At 52.9% G+C, this 21,943-nt stretch carries 19 protein-coding genes; 8 read left to right on the forward strand and 11 right to left on the reverse strand.

Features of this window, described 5'->3' with window-relative positions:
• Positions 1-50: 50 nt before the first annotated feature.
• The 6 genes from selA to On2M_RS00780 all read left to right on the forward strand — a co-directional run bounded on the left by selA (position 51) and on the right by On2M_RS00780 (position 7,904).
• Positions 51-1,442: an L-seryl-tRNA(Sec) selenium transferase gene (gene selA / locus On2M_RS00755; RefSeq protein WP_151216980.1), complete on the forward strand. Its 1,392-nt coding sequence runs from the start codon at positions 51-53 to the stop codon at positions 1,440-1,442.
• The gene (selB, locus tag On2M_RS00760) at positions 1,439-3,283 is read left to right on the forward strand and encodes a selenocysteine-specific translation elongation factor (protein WP_210904141.1); all 1,845 of its coding nucleotides are present in this window, start codon (positions 1,439-1,441) and stop codon (positions 3,281-3,283) included. The genes selA and selB overlap by 4 nt, the downstream gene beginning before the upstream one ends.
• Positions 3,284-3,471: 188 nt before the next feature.
• Positions 3,472-4,623 (forward strand): L-threonine dehydrogenase, encoded by a 1,152-nt coding sequence (yiaY, locus tag On2M_RS00765; protein WP_210904143.1) that lies wholly within the window; start codon positions 3,472-3,474, stop codon positions 4,621-4,623.
• 92 nt (positions 4,624-4,715) lie between these two features.
• On the forward strand, positions 4,716-6,254 hold the full coding sequence (gene aldB / locus On2M_RS00770; RefSeq protein WP_210904145.1) for an aldehyde dehydrogenase family protein: 1,539 nt from the start codon (positions 4,716-4,718) through the stop codon (positions 6,252-6,254).
• 184 nt (positions 6,255-6,438) lie between these two features.
• Positions 6,439-6,762 carry a DUF3302 domain-containing protein gene (locus On2M_RS00775; protein WP_187253861.1) on the forward strand — a complete coding sequence of 108 codons (324 nt, stop codon included), beginning with the start codon at positions 6,439-6,441 and terminating at the stop codon, positions 6,760-6,762.
• Positions 6,763-6,767: 5 nt separating this feature from the next.
• Positions 6,768-7,904, forward strand: coding sequence for an HlyD family secretion protein (locus On2M_RS00780; RefSeq protein WP_187253860.1), 1,137 nt, complete (start codon positions 6,768-6,770; stop codon positions 7,902-7,904).
• 16 nt (positions 7,905-7,920) lie between these two features.
• Here On2M_RS00780 and On2M_RS00785 read toward each other — a convergent pair whose 3' ends face one another.
• Complete coding sequence (locus On2M_RS00785; RefSeq protein WP_151216971.1) at positions 7,921-8,874, reverse strand: LysR family transcriptional regulator; 954 nt, start codon at positions 8,872-8,874, stop codon at positions 7,921-7,923.
• Between the two features lie 121 nt (positions 8,875-8,995).
• Here On2M_RS00785 and On2M_RS00790 point away from each other — a divergent pair, with 121 nt between their 5' ends.
• Positions 8,996-9,736 carry a MipA/OmpV family protein gene (locus On2M_RS00790; protein WP_151216970.1) on the forward strand — a complete coding sequence of 247 codons (741 nt, stop codon included), beginning with the start codon at positions 8,996-8,998 and terminating at the stop codon, positions 9,734-9,736.
• 92 nt (positions 9,737-9,828) lie between these two features.
• Here On2M_RS00790 and On2M_RS00795 read toward each other — a convergent pair whose 3' ends face one another.
• Complete coding sequence (locus On2M_RS00795) at positions 9,829-11,784, reverse strand: glycoside hydrolase family 127 protein (RefSeq protein WP_210904147.1); 1,956 nt, start codon at positions 11,782-11,784, stop codon at positions 9,829-9,831.
• Positions 11,785-11,794: 10 nt separating this feature from the next.
• The gene (locus On2M_RS00800) at positions 11,795-13,195 is read right to left on the reverse strand and encodes an MFS transporter (protein ID WP_210904149.1); all 1,401 of its coding nucleotides are present in this window, start codon (positions 13,193-13,195) and stop codon (positions 11,795-11,797) included.
• Positions 13,196-13,447: 252 nt separating this feature from the next.
• Between On2M_RS00800 and On2M_RS00805 the strand changes: the two genes are divergently transcribed.
• Entirely contained in the window at positions 13,448-14,263 is an 816-nt protein-coding gene (locus On2M_RS00805; RefSeq protein ID WP_187253858.1) for a helix-turn-helix domain-containing protein, read from the forward strand.
• 4 nt (positions 14,264-14,267) lie between these two features.
• Here On2M_RS00805 and araD read toward each other — a convergent pair whose 3' ends face one another.
• From araD to yiaK, 8 genes are read right to left on the reverse strand one after another with little or no spacing between them, the layout of a single operon-like run.
• A complete protein-coding gene (gene araD, locus On2M_RS00810) occupies positions 14,268-14,963 on the reverse strand; it encodes an L-ribulose-5-phosphate 4-epimerase (RefSeq protein WP_151223994.1) in 696 nt (231 codons plus the stop codon).
• Complete coding sequence (locus tag On2M_RS00815) at positions 14,957-15,817, reverse strand: L-ribulose-5-phosphate 3-epimerase (RefSeq protein WP_151223993.1); 861 nt, start codon at positions 15,815-15,817, stop codon at positions 14,957-14,959. The genes araD and On2M_RS00815 overlap by 7 nt, the downstream gene beginning before the upstream one ends.
• A complete protein-coding gene (gene ulaD / locus On2M_RS00820; RefSeq protein ID WP_151217214.1) occupies positions 15,810-16,472 on the reverse strand; it encodes a 3-keto-L-gulonate-6-phosphate decarboxylase UlaD in 663 nt (220 codons plus the stop codon). The genes On2M_RS00815 and ulaD overlap by 8 nt, the downstream gene beginning before the upstream one ends.
• Positions 16,472-17,974, reverse strand: a complete 1,503-nt coding sequence (locus On2M_RS00825; RefSeq protein WP_151216961.1) for an FGGY-family carbohydrate kinase — start codon at positions 17,972-17,974, stop codon at positions 16,472-16,474. Before On2M_RS00825 ends, ulaD begins: the two co-directional genes overlap by 1 nt.
• 54 nt (positions 17,975-18,028) lie before the next feature.
• On the reverse strand, positions 18,029-19,348 hold the full coding sequence (locus tag On2M_RS00830) for an MFS transporter (RefSeq protein ID WP_187253856.1): 1,320 nt from the start codon (positions 19,346-19,348) through the stop codon (positions 18,029-18,031).
• 31 nt (positions 19,349-19,379) lie between these two features.
• The gene (locus On2M_RS00835; RefSeq protein WP_210904151.1) at positions 19,380-20,312 is read right to left on the reverse strand and encodes a DUF4862 family protein; all 933 of its coding nucleotides are present in this window, start codon (positions 20,310-20,312) and stop codon (positions 19,380-19,382) included.
• Positions 20,313-20,324: 12 nt separating this feature from the next.
• Positions 20,325-20,789 carry a YhcH/YjgK/YiaL family protein gene (locus On2M_RS00840; protein ID WP_151216956.1) on the reverse strand — a complete coding sequence of 155 codons (465 nt, stop codon included), beginning with the start codon at positions 20,787-20,789 and terminating at the stop codon, positions 20,325-20,327.
• Between the two features lie 11 nt (positions 20,790-20,800).
• Positions 20,801-21,799 carry a 3-dehydro-L-gulonate 2-dehydrogenase gene (gene yiaK / locus On2M_RS00845; RefSeq protein WP_151216954.1) on the reverse strand — a complete coding sequence of 333 codons (999 nt, stop codon included), beginning with the start codon at positions 21,797-21,799 and terminating at the stop codon, positions 20,801-20,803.
• Positions 21,800-21,943: the final 144 nt, after the last annotated feature.

A 21,943-nucleotide genomic window follows, 5' to 3' on the forward strand; every position in this document is an offset into this window, starting at 1 on the left:
TCGATAGCCCTCTCCACGGTGGAGAGGGCCACCAACAGCCAGGCCCTTTCATGACAACCGACATGCGTTCACTCTACAGCCAGCTTCCCGCTATCGATCGTTTATTGCGCGATAGCGCCTTCCCAGCCTTACGTGAGTCTCACGGTCATACCCGGGTGGTTGACCTGCTGCGTCATATGCTCGACGAAGCCCGAGAAGCGATTCGCGACACGCACGCGCTCCCGGCATGGTGTGAGGACTGGGCGCAAGAAGCCAGCGCCCGTCTGGAACGAGAATCGCGAAGCGCGTTGCGTCCGGTGATTAATCTCACTGGAACGGTGCTGCATACCAATCTTGGGCGCGCGTCGCAGGCCGAAGATGCGATCGAGGCGGTGGTGCAAGCAATGCGCACGCCGGTGACGCTGGAATATAGCCTGGATGATGCCGGACGTGGACATCGGGATCGGGCGCTGGCGGATCTACTCTGCCGTCTGACGGGGGCGGAGGATGCCTGTATCGTCAATAACAATGCGGCAGCGGTTTTACTGATGCTGGCCGCCACGGCTAACGGTAAAGAGGTGGTCGTTTCGCGCGGTGAGCTGGTGGAAATTGGCGGCGCGTTTCGTATTCCGGATGTGATGTGTCAGGCCGGATGTGTTCTGCGCGAAGTCGGTACTACCAACCGGACCCATGAGAAAGATTACCGTCAGGCGGTGAATGAAAACACCGGTCTGCTGATGAAAGTCCATACCAGTAATTACAGCATAGAAGGCTTTACGAAGTCGGTGGATGAGGCTGAGCTGGCCGCCATTGGTCAGGAACTGGATGTGCCGGTAGTGGCGGATCTCGGCAGCGGCTCGCTGGTCGATCTCAGCCAGTATGGATTGCCACAGGAACCGATGCCGCAACAGCTGATTGCCGCTGGAGTGAGTCTGGTGAGCTTCTCTGGGGATAAACTGCTGGGCGGGCCGCAGGCCGGGATTATCGTCGGTAAAAAAGAGATGATCGCTCGTTTACAGAGTCATCCGCTGAAACGCGCATTACGGGCTGATAAAATGACGCTGGCAGCGCTGGAAGCGACGCTGCGGCTCTACCTGCACCCGGAAGCGCTGGCGCAGAAGTTGCCGACGTTACGCCAACTCACTCGCTCGCAGGAGGCTGTCCACGCGCAGGCACAACAATTACAGGCGCGGCTTGCTGAGCATTACGGCGATGAATTTGCCTTGAACGTCATGCCTTGCCTGTCGCAAATTGGCAGCGGCTCGCTACCGGTTGATAGGCTGCCCAGCGCAGCATTAACCTTTACCCCCCATGACGGGCGCGGTAGCCGCCTCGACGCACTGGCCGCCCGCTGGCGTGCGCTGCCCGTGCCGATCATTGGCCGAATTTATGATGGCCGTATGTGGCTGGATCTGCGCTGCCTTGAAGACGAGACCCGGTTTATGGAGATGATGCTGAAATGATTATTGCAACCGCCGGACACGTTGACCACGGAAAAACAACGTTATTACAGGCGATTACCGGCGTGAACGCCGACCGTCTGCCGGAAGAAAAAAAACGCGGCATGACCATCGATCTCGGCTATGCCTACTGGCCGCAGCCGGACGGGCGGATACTGGGATTTATCGATGTGCCCGGACACGAAAAGTTTCTGTCTAACATGCTGGCGGGTGTTGGCGGCATCGACCATGCGCTGCTGGTGGTGGCGTGTGATGACGGCGTGATGGCGCAAACGCGTGAGCATTTGCAAATTCTGCAGTTGACGGGCAATCCTCAGATCACCGTGGCGCTCACCAAGGCCGATCGCGTGGATGAAGCTCGCATCAAGGCGGTGCGTGCCGAGGTGCACACCACACTTGAGAACTATGGCTTCGCGGATGCGGTTCTGTTTGTGACGGCCGCCAGTGAAGGCCGTGGAATCGAAGAACTACGCGATCATTTGCTGCAATTGACGTCGCGTGAGCATGCCTGCGATCGCAGCTTTCGCCTGGCGATTGACCGTGCCTTTACGGTCAAAGGTGCGGGGCTGGTGGTGACCGGGACGGCGCTTAGCGGTGAAGTGAATGTCGGTGACACGTTGTGGCTCACCGGCGTCAACAAACCGATGCGCGTACGTAGTCTGCATGCGCAAAATCACGCCACCGATCGCGCACAGGCGGGGCAACGTATTGCGCTGAATATTGCCGGTGATGCGCAAAAAGAAGAACTTAACCGCGGCGACTGGCTGCTTTCTGATGCGCCGCCAGAGGCGTTTACCCGCGTGATTGTCTCTTTAGAACATGCGGCACCGCTGATGCAGTGGCAACCTCTGCATATTCACCACGCTGCCAGCCACGTTACCGGGAGAATCTCGCTGCTTGAAGGGACGCTGGCGGAACTGGTGTTTGATACGCCGCTCTGGCTCGCCGATAACGATCGTCTGGTGCTGCGCGATATTTCGGCCCGCACGACGCTGGCTGGCGCCCGCGTGGTAACGCTCAATCCGCCGCGTCGCGGGAAGCGTAAGCCGGAGTATTTACAATGGCTGGCGGCGCTGGAGAAGTCGCAAAGTGACGGTGACGCCCTGGCTCTACATCTGACGCGTGGAGCGGTGAATATTCCCGACTTCGCATGGGCGCGTCAGCTCAACGGTAACGGCATGCGTCCGTTGATTGAGCAGCATGGCTTTATTCAGGCGGGATACAGTCTGTTGGATGCCACCGTTGCCGCACGCTGGCAGCGCAAAATCCTCGATACGCTGGCGACTTACCACGACCAGCACCGTGATGAGCCAGGACCTGGGCGCGAACGCCTGCGCCGGATGGCTTTACCAATGGAAGACGAAGCACTGGTGCTGCTGCTGATTGAAAAGATGCGTGAGAGCGGCGTCATCCATAGTCATCATGGCTGGCTGCATTTGCCCGATCATAAGGCCGGTTTTAGCGATGAGCAGCAGGCTATCTGGCAAAAAGTAGAATCACTTTTTGGTGATGAGCCATGGTGGGTACGCGATCTGGCAAAACAGACCGGTACGGATGAGCAGATAATGCGTATGGCGTTACGGCAAGCGGCGCAGCAAGGCATCATCACCGCGATCGTTAAAGATCGCTATTACCGTAACGATCGGATTGTGGCCTTTGCCAGTATGATCCGCGAGCTGGATCAGGAGAAAGGATCGACCTGTGCTGCCGATTTTCGCGACAGGCTTAACGTTGGACGAAAATTGGCTATTCAGATTCTGGAATATTTTGACCGCATTGGTTTTACGCGTCGTCGGGGAAATGATCATTTATTACGCGATGCATTACTGTTCCCTGAAAAGTAATGAAACAATTAATTCAGGAATTAAATGAATTAATACAAAATAGATATTGAAAGAAATAAGCACATTAGATTATGAACCTAATGTGCTTTTTAATTGTGGGTGTTATTAAAATAACAACCACGATCATATTTTGTTGGATATTTCACTCGTATGCTTCCTGACTCTTTAGAGTAATTAAGGATCGTACAATGGCTGCTTCAACATTTTTTATTCCTTCCGTGAATGTAATTGGCGCTGATTCATTAAAAGACGCAATGAATACAATGGCGGAATATGGTTTTCGCCGTACGCTGATTGTCACGGATGCCATGCTGACGAAATTAGGTATGGCTGGCGAGATTCAAAAGGCATTACAGGAACGTGATATTTTCAGCGTAATTTACGACGGTACGCATCCTAATCCCACGACCAGCAACGTTGCCGCTGGCCTGCAAATGTTGACAGAAAACGAATGTGATAGCGTTATTTCTCTCGGCGGCGGTTCTCCGCACGATTGTGCGAAAGGTATCGCTCTGGTGGCCGCTAACGGCGGCGATATTCGCGATTACGAAGGTGTAGACCGTTCTGCAAAACCGCAGTTGCCGATGATCGCCATTAACACCACCGCGGGCACGGCATCAGAAATGACCCGTTTCTGTATCATTACGGATGAAGTACGCCACATTAAAATGGCGATTGTCGATAAGCACGTTACGCCGCTGCTGTCGGTTAATGACTCCTCGCTGATGGTCGGCATGCCGAAGTCTCTGACGGCGGCTACCGGTATGGATGCGTTGACCCACGCTATCGAAGCCTACGTGTCAATTGCCGCCACGCCAATTACCGATGCGTGTGCGCTGAAAGCGGTCACCATGATTACACAAAACCTGCCGGTCGCCGTTGAAGAGGGCAGCAATGCTCAGGCGCGTGAAGCCATGGCTTACGCGCAGTTTCTCGCGGGCATGGCCTTTAACAATGCCTCTCTGGGTTACGTACACGCTATGGCGCACCAGTTGGGTGGCTTCTACGATCTGCCGCACGGCGTATGTAATGCTGTGTTGCTGCCATATGTGCAGGTCTTCAACAGCAAAGTAGCTGCCGCTCGCCTGCGCGATTGCGCAGGGGCAATGGGCGTGAACGTTGCTGGTTTGAGCGCAGAGCAAGGGGCAGAAGCCTGCATTACGGCGATCCGCGAACTGGCGCAGAAAGTGAATATTCCGGCTGGTTTGCGTGAGCTGAACGTGAAGGAAGAGGATATTGCCGTACTGGCGACCAATGCCCTGAAAGATGCCTGCGGCTTCACTAACCCGATTCAGGCGACTCATGAAGAAATCATGGCGATTTATCGCGCTGCCATGTAATTCGTGATACCTGTCGTAAAGCAGTAAATGGCTGGCGAATAATTCGCCAGCCCCGTCTACCCTTGTAGTACCCCTACAGCAAGGAGACGGTCATGACCAACAACCCCCCTTCAACGCGTATTTATCCCGGCGAGTATGGTTACCCTCTGAAGTTAAAAGCCCGATACGATAACTTTATCGGTGGTGACTGGGTCGCCCCTGTGGACGGCGAGTATTACCAAAACCTGACGCCGGTAACCGGGCAATTACTGTGCGAAGTGGCCTCTTCCGGCAAAAAGGATATCGATCTGGCACTGGATGCCGCGCACAAAGTAAAAGACAAGTGGGCGCAAACATCCGTGCAGGGCAGGGCGGCGATTCTGTTCAAAATCGCCGACCGTATGGAGCAAAACCTGGAACTGTTGGCGACGGCAGAAACCTGGGATAACGGTAAACCCATCCGTGAAACCAGCGCGGCAGACGTGCCGCTGGCGATTGATCATTTCCGCTATTTCGCTTCCTGTATTCGTGCGCAGGAAGGGGGAATAAGCGAAGTTGATAGCGAGACCGTGGCTTATCACTTCCATGAACCTCTCGGTGTGGTAGGACAAATTATTCCGTGGAACTTCCCCTTGCTGATGGCCAGTTGGAAGATGGCGCCTGCGCTGGCAGCGGGTAACTGCGTAGTGCTTAAACCTGCCCGCCTGACGCCACTGTCCGTACTGCTGCTGATGGACGTTATCGGCGATCTGCTCCCACCTGGCGTGGTGAACGTGGTAAACGGCGCGGGTGGGGAAATTGGTGAGTATCTGGCGACGTCTAAACGCATTGCGAAAGTGGCGTTTACCGGCTCAACGGAAGTTGGGCAGCAGATCATGCAGTACGCCACGCAGAACATTATCCCTGTGACGCTGGAGCTGGGTGGGAAATCACCCAACATCTTCTTCGCTGACGTGATGGATGAAGAAGATGCGTTTTTTGACAAAGCGCTGGAAGGTTTTGCGCTGTTTGCCTTCAACCAGGGCGAAGTGTGTACCTGTCCGAGCCGTGCGCTGGTACAGGAATCCATTTACGAACGTTTTATGGAAAGAGCCATTCGCCGCGTGGAGAGTATTCGTAGCGGTAATCCGTTAGACAGTGTGACGCAGATGGGTGCGCAGGTGTCGCATGGTCAACTGGAAACTATACTGAATTACATCGACATTGGTAAGAAAGAAGGGGCAGATGTTCTCACCGGTGGGCGGCGCAAGCTCCTCGATGGCGAGTTAAAAGAGGGTTACTACCTCGAACCGACCATTCTGTTTGGCAAGAATAACATGCGAGTTTTCCAGGAAGAGATCTTCGGACCGGTGCTGGCCGTCACGACCTTCAAAACCATGGAAGAGGCGCTGGAAATCGCCAATGACACTCAATATGGGCTAGGCGCTGGCGTCTGGAGCCGTAACGGTAATTTGGCGTACAAGATGGGCCGTGGGATTCAGGCGGGGCGTGTATGGACCAACTGCTACCACGCTTACCCGGCACATGCGGCGTTCGGCGGTTATAAGCAATCGGGCATCGGACGCGAGACGCATAAGATGATGCTTGAGCATTATCAGCAAACCAAGTGCCTGCTGGTGAGCTACTCGGATAAACCGCTGGGGCTGTTTTAATTTCTCATCACTTATTGCCCGGTTTTGCGCCGGGCATATCTTTATTCTTCAGTTATATATAAACCCATATGTCGTTATATAAATAAGATAATTGCACTTCATATACATACTCATCTACTATCATTCAATCTATTTGTTAATCTAAATAGAATTCTTATTTGTTATTTCAATCTCTGAGGCAAATATGTTTCTTGATTATTTTGCATTAGGAGTGCTTGTTTTTGTATTCCTGGTCATTTTTTATGGGGTTATTATTCTGCATGATATTCCCTACCTGATTGCAAAAAAACGTAACCATCCTCATGCCGACGCAATACATGTTGCGGGCTGGGTGAGTTTGTTCACCTTACATGTTATTTGGCCTTTTTTGTGGATCTGGGCAACACTGTATCGCCCGGAGCGAGGCTGGGGGATGCAGAGCGCTGATTCTTCCCTTATTCAACTGCAGGAACGGGTAGCTGATCTGGAAAAGAAACTGGGTGAGGTTAAGACCTCTCCGGCGGAGTAATATCGATGGATTTACTGATCGTTTTGACCTATGTGGCGTGTGCGTGGTCAATATTTAAAATATTTAAAATACCTGTCAACAAATGGACCGTGCCCACTGCGGTATTGGGCGGTATATTCATTGTTTGTGGACTGATACTACTGATGAATTATAACCATCCGTATACCTATAAGGCGCAAAAGGCGGTAATTTCTATTCCCGTAGTGCCGCAGGTAACGGGTGTAGTAACAGAAGTGACGGATAAGAAGAATACGCTGATTAAAAAAGGCGAAGTTCTGTTCAAGCTTAATCCGGGGCGTTATCAGGCACGGGTTGATCGCCTGAAAGCCGATATTGTTACAGCACAACATAAAGAGCAGGCACTGGTGGCGCAGTTGGACGAAATGAAAGCCAACACGCAGCGGGCTAAGGCTACCCGTGACAAGCTGGCGAAAGATTACCAGCGTTATGTGCAGGGGAGTCAGGCGAAGGTGAATCCTTTTTCTGAACGCGATATCGATGCGGCGCGGCAAAACTATCTGGCGCAGGAAGCGTCGGTGAAATCCTCTGTCGCAGAGCAGCAGCAAATACAAAGCCAGTTAGACAGCCTGATAATGGGTGAGAATTCGCAAATTGCCAGCCTGAAGGCACAACTGGCTGAGGCGGAATTCAATCTGGATCAAACCGTGGTTCGTGCGCCCAGCGATGGTTACGTTACGCAGGTGCTGATGCGTCCCGGAACCTATGCCGCTGCGTTACCGATGCGTCCGGTGATGGTGTTTATCCCGGATCAAAAACGGCAAATTATCGCCCAGTTCCGTCAAAACTCGCTGCTGCGTCTGGAACCAGGTGATGAAGCTGAAGTGGTGTTTAACGCGCTGCCGGGTAAGGTATTTCGCGGTAAACTGGCTGCGATTAGTCCGGCAGTGCCGGGCGGCACATACCAGTCGAACGGGGCGCTGCAATCTTTAAATTCCACGCCCGGTTCGGAAGGTGTGATTGCCACGATTGAGCTGAATGATAATGCGGAGGTTAGCGCGTTACCTGATGGGATTTACGCGCAGGTCGCCGTTTATTCAGACCACTTCGAACATGTGTCAGTCATGCGCAAGGTCTTGTTGCGCATGACCAGTTGGGTGCATTACCTGTATCTCGATCATTAAAATCAGGCTATTTTGCTTACTCAGTCTGCTGTTTCTGCGACTGAGTAAGCTGCCGGCGAATTTCCCCCAACATCTCATCAAGAATAAACTGTACTCGCCAGGGCTGGTATTCGCGTTTGCGGAAAATGGCCACCAGATCCAGCCACCATTCATATTGTTCAGTGAAGCACGGAACCAGCAGTCCGGCTTCAATATCTTGCTGTACGCTGGTATTTGGCGCAAAAACAATACCAAGATGGTTACGTGCCAGTGCCAGTGCGGACTGCGTATTATCGCAAACGTAATTCCCTGTCACACGATAGTCGCGCATCTCCTTACTTTCGAGAGTGGTGAATCGCCAAATATTTGCATCGTCAATCATCATTGAATCAATCAAGATACAGGAGTGGTGTTCAAGGTCTTCGGGGCAGTTAATAGGATGGTTTCTGAGATACTCCGGACTGGCAAAAGCCATCACTGCATATTTCGTTATGAAACTCGCAACCAATGACTCATCTTTTGGACGAGCGTAGGTAATTAAAACATCACAATCATCCGGAAAATCAACGCCTTCATAAAATGCTTTACGTTCCAGATTACATGTTTTTAGTGTAAGAGAAATACCGCCAATGTTTTTTATTTCTGCAATAACTTTTTGTGATAAGTAAGAAATTATCCCAGTTGGCGCATAAACTGTGACTCGCCCGCTTTTTTCATGCTTATAATCAGCAATGAAATTATTCAGCTGTTCGGTTCTGTCCAGCATGTCGTTGATGTAGGGAAGCAGTGCCTTGCCAAACGGAGTAAGGGTGAGTTGTCGGGTGGTTCTGTCGAAAACTTTTAACCCTACTTTTGATTCAAAATCAGCAAGATATTTGCTGACGTTGGCTTGCGCAATGCCGAGGATGGTCGCTGCGTGGCTGATGTTCTCACTGGCAGCGATTACCGAGATAATCTTCAATTCCCGGTGTTTGAGTTGTAATTTATTCATCGCAAAGCCCAATATATATATGATTTTATATATTACTATATAAATATGAATGTTGCATCGATGAAATTGTAAGCATTATTATGCACGCGCTTTGTAGCTTATTTTAAAATGGAAAGTTGGCATGTTAATTAAACGCAATGTTGTGGCGCTAATTGCTTTTTCTTTTATGGCGAGTGCATCAGCCGCAGAATTTTCTCTTGGCGGTGGCGCTGTATATAATGAATCACCTTATCGTGGATATAATGATAATGTTCACGTTGCACCGCTTGCCAGTTATGAAAGTGAATCCTTTTATTTTAGGCAAACAACGTTAGGTTATATTCTTTCAAAAAACGAAAGTAATGAATTTAGTATTACTGCCTCATATATGCCGCTTGAGTTTGATCCAGGCGATAACGACGACCATGCGATGAAAATGCTGGATAAGCGTGACGCTACCGCGATGGCAGGTGCAGCATGGTATCACCATGAAAGATGGGGCAGCGTGAAAGTCTCCGCCGCAGCGGATGTGCTGGATAACAGCAACGGTTGGGTCGGGGAATTATCTCTGTTCCGCCAAATGCCGATGGGCAAGCTGACGCTGACGCCGGCGATTGGCGTGCTCTACTATGACGAAAACTTCAACCAATATTATTACGGTATCTCTGGCAATGAATCCCGCCGTAGTGGGTTATCAAGCTACTCCCCTGGCGACAGCTGGACACCGTATGTTGCACTGACCGCGAAATACGCTTTGACCAGCAACCTGACGCTGCTGGCCAGCGCCAACTACAGTGCGTTGCCGGATGACATCAAAAATAGCCCGATGGTTGATCGTGACGACAGCTTCACATTCCTGACCGGGTTAACCTGGCGTTTCTGATTCTCACCCGTTTGTCCTCAGGGAGGAGGGCAATCTTTTCAGTGCGCTAGGCCGGATAAAGCGCGAAGCGTCATTATCCGGCACGTTTTCAATTACAGCTCATTCACCCAAATACGCATTTCGCCTTCACCACGATTCGCCCAGCTAAACCACGGAATAAACGTCAGCGTATGCGCCTGACGCAAAGCCGGTGAAACATCGTAGTGCCACAAGGATTGCTGTGAGGCGTTGGCACTACTTTGCTTCACACCTTCAGCCTGAATTAGCACCTTATGGCTGAATAAACCTTTACCTTCGAATACCCGGAATTCACTCTCTTTCGGCAGCCACAAATTATGTAGCTCCTCACCGTTGTCGGCCTGTTCCAGGCAATACACCAGCGGCCCACGTTGAATGGCGACCTTCCCTGCCACATGGCGCATCAGTGGATTTCCGTACACCCGACGTACCGGCATCGGCAGGGTCAAACTGAGCGTATCGCCTTCCTGCCAGGTTCGGCTGATGTGCAAATAGCCTTTGCGAATATCCTGCGCAACCGGCTGACCATTCAACAAAACCTGCGGCGCGGAGCACCAGTCTGGCAGGCGCAGAGCGAGGGTGTGATACACCGATTGCGGTGATTCGATGGCGATTTTTACCTGTTCATGCCATGGGTAATCCCCGCTAATACGTAGCTTAAGCGAGCCATTTGCAACAGGGACCTCCATGCTATTGCCCACGTACATATTGATATACAGCGCATCCTGACGTGGCGTGTAGAGGTAATGACCAATTGAGGTTAACACGCGGGCGATATTCGGTGGACAGCAGGCGCAGCCGAACCAGCGCTGGCGAACGGGCTTCACGTGGTCATAAATATGATTGAATTTTAATGATTTAGGGTGTACTTCCAGCGGATTAACGTAGAAGAAATGCTTGCCGTCGAGCGCCATACCTCCCAGCACCGTATTATACAGGGCGCGTTCCATCACGTCGGCATACTGACTGTCGGCCTCCATTTCCAGCATTCTACGGGCGAACATCATCAGGCCTATTGAGGCGCAGCTTTCTGCGTACACTGAGTCGTTAGGCAGATCGTAATCGCTGCTAAACGCTTCGCCACTGCTTTGCGAGCCGATCCCGCCGGTAATGTACAACTGGCGCTGGGCCATGTTTTTCCACAGACGCAGGCAATCCTTGCGCTTGCCTTCGTCCTGGCTTAAGCGTGCCAGATGCGCCACGCCGGTCATCAGGTAGACAAAGCGTACCGCGTGACCAATAGCCTTTTGCTGCTCTGAAATCGGTTGGTGTGCCTGGCTATAGGGCTTATCTTTCACCATCCACGCCGGGCCGTAGGTGTGCCAGTAAGAGGTTTGGCCGCGTTTCTTGTACTCTTCGTCATAGAAATGAGGCTGTGTGCCGCGCTGTTCAACAAAGTAATTTACCAGCGCCATATAGCGAGGTTGCTGGGTCACTTCGTACAAGCGCATCAGCGCCAGCTCGATTTCCGGGTGTCCGGGGTAGCCGTGCAGTTGATTCTCCCCGAGTCCAAACACGCTGTCGATGTGATCCGCCAGGCGACACACCACCTCTAACAGACGGCGCTTTCCCGTTGCCTGGAAGAACGCGACACCCGCTTCAATTAAATGACCGGCACAGTACAGCTCATGACATTCGGCGAGGTTGGTCCAGCGTTCATTCGGGGCTTTCACCGTGAAGTAAGTATTGAGATAGCCATCTTCACACTGCGCTGCGGCCACCAGTTCAATGACTTCATCGGCCGTTTTCTCAAGTTCCGCATCGGGTTTCTGACACAGCGACCAGGCAACGGCCTCCAGCCATTTCGCCACGTCGCTATCCTGAAAAACCATCCCGTAAAACTCACCATCCTGCAGACCTGCGGCGATACGGAAATTCTCTATCGCATGGCTGGGTTCCGCCTCTGCAATGCGGTCATTGAGCGCATCCCACTGATAGGGAATCACCACGTCGCGCACCAACTGCTGATATTGTCCGAGGAACGGATCGCTGACTGTGAGCTTATGCAGGTCGACTTCCAGTACGTTCATTTCGTGCTCCTTAAGGCTGTACATGACGCTGACGCAGATCGGTGGCAATGCGCGACATCATCGGGTTATTGAGTTTGCAGATGCGGATTGACAGCGCCAGCAGCAGGTGGAATAGCGCGGGCAGCAGCGTTTCCATTGCGGTAATCCCTTGCAGCGAACTGGCGGTTTGGTTACCGGCGCCTGGCTGATAGGCGACAAAAATAAATAGCAGGCTGATGATCCCTGCACTTGAGGCCCAGGCCAGCTTGATGAAAAACAGATTGAAGGCGAAATTCATGCCGGAGGAACGCACGCCGGTTTTCCACTCGCCGTAATCGTCGGCGAAGGCCATCAGTGAGAAGTGCAGCGGCAGCGTGAAGCCTAAAATAATGCCGTTACCGAGGATGACTGCCAGCCACAGTGTCTGATAAGCCGGGCCGGTTGGCAGGAACCACATCAGTATCGCCAGGGCCGTCAGCACCAGGTTGGTGTAGTAATAGAGTTTGACGGTATCAATGCGGCGGGTCAGGGGGCTGACGATCACTGACCCGATGATGGACGCGAAGGTGACCATGGTGAAAAACAGCGACGTATAGGCGGTGCTGCCTTCCAGCACGTAGGTAATAAAATACATGTACCCGCCGCCGCGAATATTAAAGACGTTGATCAGCAGGAAAGACATTACCAACATCAACAATAGCTGATCGTTTTTGCGCAGTCCGCCAATGTGCTCACGCAGGGTAAATTTTCCCATCATTGCCAGTGGCACACGCTCGCGCACCCAGAAGAAGCAGCACAGGAACATCACCACCGCAATGGCACACAGGATGCCCACGCCAAACTGATAACCCTGCGCGGCATTGCCCTGACCCAGGACATCCACCATCCACGGCAGGCCAACAGAGACCAGGAATCCCGCTACACCGCACAGCACGAAGCGCCAGGACTGGCAGGCGATCACTTCATTGTGGCGAGTCGTCATCGTATTGATCAGCGCACAGTACGGCACGTTGATGGCGGTATAGCTGACGGAGAGTAGCAGATAGGTGCCGAACGCCCAGGCGATTTTGACGCCCATGCTGGCGTCCGGGACGGTAAAAGTCAGTACGCCAATAATACCAATCGGAATCGCAACCCACAGTTGCCACGGGCGAAAGCGCCCCCAGCGGCTTTGCGTACGGTCGGCCAGCACGCCCATGACGGGATCGGAAATGGCGTCAAATATACGCAGGGCAATAAATAATGTGCCGACCAGCGCAGGCGTTAACCCGAAGACATCGGTGTAGAAAAATGTCAGGAAGTTCATGATCAGGCAGGTAATTACCGTCCCGCCAGCATCGCCTAGCCCATAACCAATTTTTTCACGCAGGGATAATTTGTCGTCCTGGGCACGCTGTGCCAAATCAGATGTTGTAATCGGAGCCGAAGTCATAAATAACTCCCGGAGAGGATGTTCAGAAAGTTTCCCGCTACGTTGCGGGTTATTTGTTTGTAATTTGCAAAATACGTTATTTATTCTGCACGAAATGTTTGGGTCAACAAGGGAAGAGAAAAGTATAAAAAGATGACAATTCCGACTTCATTATAAAAATGTGATTTCGATCCAGCAGAAACAAAATTTATCGTGAATAATCAATGATAAATAGCATTTTAAATAATGTAAAAAGCGGGAATTTGAATATATATGCTCGAATTATCCATGTCTCTTCCGATTAAAGTGCAAAATGGTGGGCTATTTATTTCCCGGGGCGTGGGCAGTCATCCTGCGCGACGATTGCAATCCTGGGAAATTATCTTTGTTGAAAAAGGGACATTAACGATTCGCGAAGGCCAGACAGTTTTTTGCGTGAATGCCGGAGAAAGTTTGCTGCTGTGGCCACAGCGATCGCATATTGGCGTTGGGCAATTTCCGGCTGATTTGAAATTTTACTGGTTGCACTTTGAGGTCACAGCAGAAAATGAAGCATCAATAGCAGGATCGTTACTTGCTATACCTCAGCATTCCCGGGTGGGTGAGCCACAATATATTATTTCGTTGTTTCGCCAGTTCTTACGTGAACAGGAAAATATTCATCGCAGCATGGCGCTGGAACTGATTCTACTGCTGATTTTGCAGCAAATATCCGCAGCCGCCAGCGAGCAACCCGTCGACAGCCCCGGGAATGCCCTGGCCTGGAAAGCACAGCAAATCATTCACACCCGGTTTCACCTGCCGATTTCCGCCTCAACGTTGGCGAAAGAACTGCATTGCAATGCGGACTATCTGGGGCGCGTTTTTCGTGGCGCTTTTCGTCTGACGTTAACCGAAGCGTTGCATCGCCAGCGGGTGAGGGCGGCAGAAAAACTGCTGATCAGTGATTCGCTATCGCTTACTGAAGTGGCAATGAAATGTGGGTTTAATGACGTGGGCTATTTTCGCAAAATCTTCCGCAAACACACCAGCCTGACGCCCGCGGCGTGGAAACGGCGCTATTGCAAAGAACATATCAATAGCGCCTGACCCGTTATTGCCCGTAATACGCATTTGCCCCGTGTTTGCGCAGATAATGTTTATCCAGCAACTCAGACTGCATATCCGGCAACTGCGGGGCTAACTGGCGAGAGAACAACCCCATGTATGCGCACTCTTCGAGCACCACGGCGTTATGCACCGCGTCTGCCGCGTCTTTACCCCAGGCGAACGGTCCGTGGGAGTGCACCAATACCGCCGGAACCTGCAGCGGATTGAGATCGCGTTGCTCGAAGGTCTGAATGATCACCTCTCCGGTTTGATATTCATATTCGCCGTTGATCTCTTCAGCGGTCATCAGACGCGTACATGGAATAGAACCATAGAAATAATCGGCATGTGTGGTGCCCCATGCCGGGAGATCCAGACCCGCCTGCGACCAGATCGTCGCGTGGCGAGAATGGGTATGGACGATCCCGCCGATCTGTGGATAACGACGATACAGCGCCAGATGGGTTGGCGTGTCGGACGACGGTTTTTTGTTGCCTTCCACCACGTTGCCGCTGGCAATATCCACCACCACCATGTCGTCGGCGGTCATCACGTCATATTCCACGCCGGATGGCTTAATCACCATCAGTTTACGTGTTTCATCCACTGCGCTGACGTTGCCCCAGGTAAAGGTAACTAAGCCATGAGCCGGAAGCGCCAGGTTTGCCGCCAGCACCTCGGCTTTCAGTTGTTTTAACATGGAAATCCTCCTTCCTGCATGCGTGCTTCTATCCAGCGCCGTGCCTGGATAATTTCCAGTACCGGCTCTTTCGCTTTTTCAGTCCACATTTCAATCAGAAACGACCCGCGATAGTTCAGTTGATGCAACGTTTTGAAGATACCAACAAAGTCCACGCACCCTTCGCCAAACGGTACATCGCGAAACTGGCCCGGATGCGTTTCGGTTACCGGCAGCGTGTCTTTCAGGTGGATAGCAGCGATGCGGTCAATGCCCAGCGTCAATTCAGCAGTGACGTCGTTCCCCCAGGCGCTGAGGTTGCCCACGTCTGGATAGACGGTGAACCACGGCGATGACAGCATTTCATCCCACTTTTTCCACTTGCTGATCGAGTTCATAAATGCGGTATCCATGATTTCTACCGCCAGCATCACCTGCGCAGCGGCAGCCTGCTCCACTGCCCATGCCAGTCCTTCGGCAAAGCGCTGCTGCGTGCCTGCGTCATGTTCTTCGTAATAGACGTCGTAGCCTGCCAGTTGAATGGTGCGAATGCCTAAATCGCGCGCCAGGCGAATGGCTTTGCTCATAATTTCTCGCGCCCGCTCACGCATGGCTTCATCGCGGCTGCCAAAGGGAAAACGACGGTGGGCTGACAGGCACATTGACGGGATTGCCACGCCGGTTTCCAGCATCGCGCTAACCAGCGAGGCGCGCTGAGCTGGACTCCAGTCGAGACGCGCCAGGCGTTCGTCGGTTTCATCCACCGACATCTCGACGAAATCAAAACCGCAGCTTTTCGCCAGCACCAGCCGTTCCGGCCAGGAAAGGTCTTTGGCCAGTGCTTTTTCATAGATACCTAATGGATGGTTACGCATGCAGTGTTCCCCAGATGGTCTCGATTTGCGCATGGAATTCGCCAGCAACCTGCGCTGGGTTTTGCGCCCCCGCCAGCGCGCGCCCGGCGATAAAGGCTTTGACGTTAATGTCGCGGAACAACGGCAGATCGGCGGGCGTGATCCCACCGGTAATCGACAGTTCCAGACCGATATCAGAAAGCGCCTTCATGCGTGCCAGGTCTGCTTCTCCCCACTGTTGTCCGCTGGCCTGAGCATCGCGTCCGCGATGGTAAATCGCCTGGCGAACGCCAACGCGATACCAGTCGCGGGCATCATCCAGCGTCCAGTTGCCGAACAGCTCCATCTGAATTTCACCGCCGCAGGACTGCGCGACGTCATGACCTTTCTCTACCGTCGCCAGCGGCGCGGCACAGATGATGGTCATCCAGTTTGCACCTGCTCCAAAGGCTTGGAGCGCGAGGGTTTCGCCCGCATCGGCCACTTTCCAGTCGGCGACGATGATTTTATTCGGGCACTGGGCGCGCAGGGCTTTCACGGCGCTCAGCCCTTCGGTTAAGCAGAGAATCGTCCCCGCCTCAACGATATCGACGCTCTCTTGTAGCAGCGCGACGTCGCGTTGTGCGGCTTCAAGGCTGGTGTGGTCGAGCGCCAGTTGCAGTAATGGTCGACTCATCATTCGTGCTCCTTAATGCGGGCGTGGTAGCCCTGTAGTGCGGTAATTAAATCCAGATATTGGCGGTATTTACGCTGGTAGCTCGCCTGTGCGGCGGCGTCCGGCAACAGCGTGCGCACCGGGTGCTCCAGGCTGCGCTGGGCGTCGCTGAAGTTGGAATAAACGCCGGTGCCGACGCGGGCGGCGAGCGCAGCGCCAAAGCAGCCGGTCTCTTCAATCTGCGGCAATTCGATACGTAAACCGCTGACGTCTGCCAGCATCTGCATCCAGATGTCGGAGTGCGCCGGACCGCCGGTGACGCGCAGGGTATGCGCCTTCGTAAAGCGTTCGCGCATGCGATTGAGGTGGGTCATGTGGCTGAAAACCACGCCTTCGTAGATGGCCTGCAATAAGTGGGCGCGAGTGTGTATCGCCTGCATGCCATAAAAGCCGCTGGTCATCTCCAGCCCGGCGTTGCTGCCGTACAAAAATGGGAGAAAGAACAGCTCGCTACCGGCTTTCGGTAAGCTGGCAACGGCCTGATTGATCTCAGCAAAAGAGAGTTCGCCCCACTGGGCGGTAAACCATTCCAGATTGCCGGAAGAGGTCGGGCTGGCTTCGTGAACGATGTACTGCCCGTCATTGACATAGCGGCCATAAACGTAGGGATGAGCTTCGTGGTCGCGCAGGCCGTGGGCGATCCCGCTGGTGACGGCCCAGGTTCCCATCACTGCGTTGAGGGTGTGTTCATCTTCGATACCGGCGCAGAGTGCGGTGGAAACCACATCAAACAGTCCGCCGACGACGGGTGTGCCCGCCGCCAGACCGGTTAGGGCGGCTGTCTGAGCGGTGATTTCCCCGCATATTTCTGCTGAGCCGACAATCGGCGGTAGTGCATTGTCGATCTCGCTGATGCCCAGCCACTGGGTCAGGCGCGAGTCGTACTGACCCGAAGTCATGTTGTAGAGGTTCGACTCGGAAATATTGCTCTCTTCGCAGCCTTTGACGCCGGTTAAGCACCAGCGCAGATAGTCATGGCCCATCATGACGCAGCCAATTTGCGCGTAACGATGGGGTTGATTCTCTTTCACCCAGCGCAGCAATGATGCCGGATGCCCGGTCCAAAACGTCTGGCGGGTGATCGGGTAGAGCTGCTCGGGAATTCCATCCTGCTGCCAGCGCTGGACGATTTCCATCGCCCGGCGGTCGGAAGAGAGGATGGCATTGCCCAGCGGTTTATCCTGCTTATCGAGGAGGAACAGGCCTTTGCCCTGAGCGGAAATACCGATACCTTTGATTTGATCTCCGCAGACGCCGGTGCGCGCTAACAGCCCGGCGATCGTGGCTACACACTGTTGCCACAACTGGTGCATATCGCGTTCGGCGTAACCGGGCAATGGCGATGCGGTCTGTAACGATTGCCGATTAATGCCATGCTCATGACCTTTGGCGTCATACAACCCGGCTTTCAGATACGTACCGCCACAATCAATACCCAGCCAGAAGGTCTTTTTCTCACTCATCTTGTTATCTCATTTTTGCCGGATGGCGCTGTGCTAGCGCCACCGGGCATTGTTTTACGCTGTACGTTTATGTGGATTCAGTGTCTTTAGCGGAGCGGCACCGGCGTCGCATTTGGCTGGCAGCAGCAGCGCCATCAGCGCGGCCAGAGCCAGTGAGATAGCCAGGCAGTAAACCCCCGCATCTTTGCTATACAGGGTGATGAGTACGCCGACCGCATAAGGACCGCAGAAGCCGCCGAGGTTGCCCAGCGCGTTGATGACCCCGCGTGCGCCACCGGCCATTTCCGCACTGAACAAACGCGCCGGAATGGTCCAGAACACGCCCGCTGCCGATTGCAGGAAGAAGCCGCAGCCGACCAGCGCGGCATAAGCCAGCCAGACGTTATTTTTCAGCGCCACGGAAAGGAACATGCACAGGGCAAAGCCAATCAACGGCAGGCAGACGAACAGCTTGCGTTTACCGGTGCGGTCAGAGAGAGAAGAGAACAGGAACATCCCGGCAATGGCCCCGACGTACGGCAGAATGGCGAGCATACCGACCTGTCCCATGCTGCTGTGCGTCAACTCTTTGAGGATGGTCGGCAGCCACAGGGTGTAACCGTAAATCCCGGTCTGATAGAAGAAGTTCAGCGCGATGAGCTGCCACATGGTTTTATCGGAAAGCACCGCGCCCAGCGAGGCGTTTTTGACTTCCGTTCCGGCAATGGCTTTTTGCTCGGCAGCCAGTGTTTCGACCAGATAATTTTTCTCGGCCTCAGAGATCCAGCGTGCCTCCTGCGGACGGTCGTAAACGGTATAGGCCCACAACACCAGTACAACGACGGAAAGCAAACCTTCAATGATGAACAGCCAGCGCCAGTCGAGAATGGTGATAATCCAACCCGAGAGCGGGGCAGTAATGATTCCGGCAATCGGCACAAACATAATCACGATCGCATTGGCACGACCACGCTCGGCGTCGGGGAACCAGTTACTGATCATCGTCAGCACCACCGGCAGCATGCCGCCTTCGGCTACACCGAGTAAAAAGCGCAAAACCAGCAGTTGATATTGATTAGTGATCAACCCCGTAAGGACGGATATCACTGCCCAGGCAACCAGTGACCAGCCGATAAATTTCTTGCCGCTACCGTGAACGGCAATTTTTCCGCCGGGAACCTGTAAAAACAGATAACCGATAAAGAAAATACCGCCAGCCAGTCCTGCCATGGTGGCGGAAATACCTAATTCGGCATCCATACCCCCCGGCATCGCAAAGGCGATATTGACGCGGTCCATATAAGAAATAATACAGGCGATTAAAATAGGTGGGATAATTCGCAGCCAGCGCTGACGGGGTATATCTTTTAGTGTAGGGCGAGAGGTCATGTTCATATTAATATTCTCGTAGAGTAGTATTTTATTTTTATATTTTTGCTTTATTTAACGTCGCGATACCGTCACGCAATATCGCTACGCGATGGTTCACATCTGCATTGGCGTTTATTTCCAGCAATTTAATACCAGCAAATTGCAATGGTTTGGCTTCTGCGCAGGCGAATAATTCGCGGGCATGGTCGATGGTCATCAGACTTTGTGAGCAGAACGGAGCAAACGGGGCGTGCAAGTCCTGCCACTCGCCGTAGTCTCCCGTTATTGTGGTGCCGGAGAACATCAGCGCCCCCAATTTTCCAGCCTGTTTGGTCTGCTGCGTGTGGGTCAACGCCAGGGCGGGATTTTGCCCTTCAATGGCCGATCGCGCCCAGTTAATGCACACGCTGATGTCATACCCGGCAATGACCTCCAACACATTGTCTAACGGCAGAAAGCCTTTGCGCGGCGCAATGCCGGTCATAGCATCACAATGTTCCAGCACCAGATCGCATGACCAGTCCCAATTGGCTATCTCTTTAAGCGAACGGGCGAGTGCGTCGGTGGCCTGCGCAACATTTGGATTGCTGGCATTGGGAGCGGCATGTAGTTGCAGCGCAATCACTTTTCCGGCGTGGGCCGTATTGATATGGTTGATTTTCTGCTGCAGATGACGGTAATGCGCCACGCAGGCTTTACGCTGATCTTCGTCGCTGGAAGCCAATCCGAAACCGCTGTTTGCGCCACGACGGCGCATGGTTTCCATAATGGCGGTGACCACGATTTGCCAGTCGCCCGGCGTATGGCGCAATAACCATTCGTCGCCTAACGGGTGAAGATGTTCAAGGCAGGGCTGCTCCAGCCCTCGAATATCCGGGGTATCGGCGAGCTGTCGCCAGAATTCCTTCTCTTCCTCTTCACTCTTTTGGTGAAATGAGGGTGCACAGGGGTACGCACCGATTATATAACCGGCATTATTAACGCTCATGTTGTGCTCCTTTTATAAAACTGAAATAGCAACCTTCACAACTATTTTGCGGATCGGTGTGGCGACAGTTTTATGACATGCAGGACGGTGAACATCCTGCGGGAAAAATATGGCATAGCTTCCCGGAATCATTTCGATGAAAGATTCATGTTCGCTGGCGTGATAAAAAATAATATCGCGCTGTTCTAATAACGATTCACTGATTTGGTTATTCCCGGTATCAATCGCGATACCGATTTTTTCTTCACCCCAGGCCAGAAATTGAATATCCAGGTAGCGGCGATGCACTTCCGGGCGATTTTCGGCAACATCACGCGTGGTTAAATCGATAATTTGCGCAAAGATGTTTTTACCGTCGATTTCCACTACGCCCGGTTCCAGTTTGCGGAAGTCTGTGCTGCGCAGAAAGTCGAGCGCTCTTTCAATCGCCGCGGGTAAACGACACGGGTTAGGCTGAGCGATATGTCCAAAGATCATACTCTGACTCCTTACAACGCCTGAATTTTGGCCCAGACGCTGTCATCAACGGTGATACCGTTGCGGCGGTTTTCATCCAGCAACTTTGTAAACTCGTGACCTGGTAGACGAACAGGTGTGTTTTCATCGGCGCGTTCGGCGGAGGTGATGAAATCCATAATCCGCTGCAGTTTGGCGTCGCGGGATGCGCCATCGATCAGCTTGTCTACTTCGATGGCGATGAAAATCTGTGAAACGCCATATTCATCACTGTTGTCCTGGGTGACTTCGGCCACGGAAGAACCGTCTGAAAGCAGGGTGGCGATCATATCCAGCACAATCGACAGGCCAGAACCTTTCCAGTAACCCATTGGTAAAATACGGCGGTTTTTCTCGATAACGCCAGGTTCTCTGGTGAGGTTACCTTCATCGTCGAACCCGCCGTCCACCGGCAGTTCACGACCGGCCAGGCGATTCACTTCCAGCATGCCGTAGGAGAACATCGACATCGACATATCGACCATGGTGATCGGCGTGGAGGGGATGGCAACAATCAGCGGGTTAGTGCCTATGCAGCACTCTTTAGAACCCCATGCAGGCATCACGGCAATGGAGTTGGTCCAGCAGATACCAATGTAGCCTTTCTCCGCTGCTTGCCAGCCATAGCTGCCGCCGCGCATCCAATGGTTGGCGTTACGTAGCGCGACCAGGCCAATACCGTGATCGGAGGCCAGTTCGATGGCTCGGTCCATCATCTTTTTCGCCGTCAAATTGCCGATCGAACGTTGGGCATCCCACTGCTCAATCGCCCCCAGGCTGGTAATGCGCTGCGGTTTGGCTTCAGGAATGATGTCACCGTTATCCAGTTGCTGAATGAAACGGGGAAAACGGTTCACGCCGTGCGAATACACGCCGGATTCGGTGGTACGGGCAAACATTTCGGCACAGGCATCGGCGGTTTCAACGGCGATACCGCGTGCCAGCAGTACCCGATTGAACGCTTCTTTCAACTGCTCAAAAGTGACTTTCATTCCTGTTTCCTTGTTTAAATTTGATCGCTTTTTTATCTCTAAATTTCACTATGCGAAATCTGATTTCAAATATAGCGATCAAATTTTGACAGATCAACGGGGCGGCTTGTTTTTTAAAATCATCAAAATCAAACGGTTGTGTTT

It is taken from the genome of Citrobacter sp. On2M (genome assembly GCF_018035235.1).
GTDB classification, from domain to species: Bacteria; Pseudomonadota; Gammaproteobacteria; order Enterobacterales; family Enterobacteriaceae; genus Citrobacter; species Citrobacter meridianamericanus.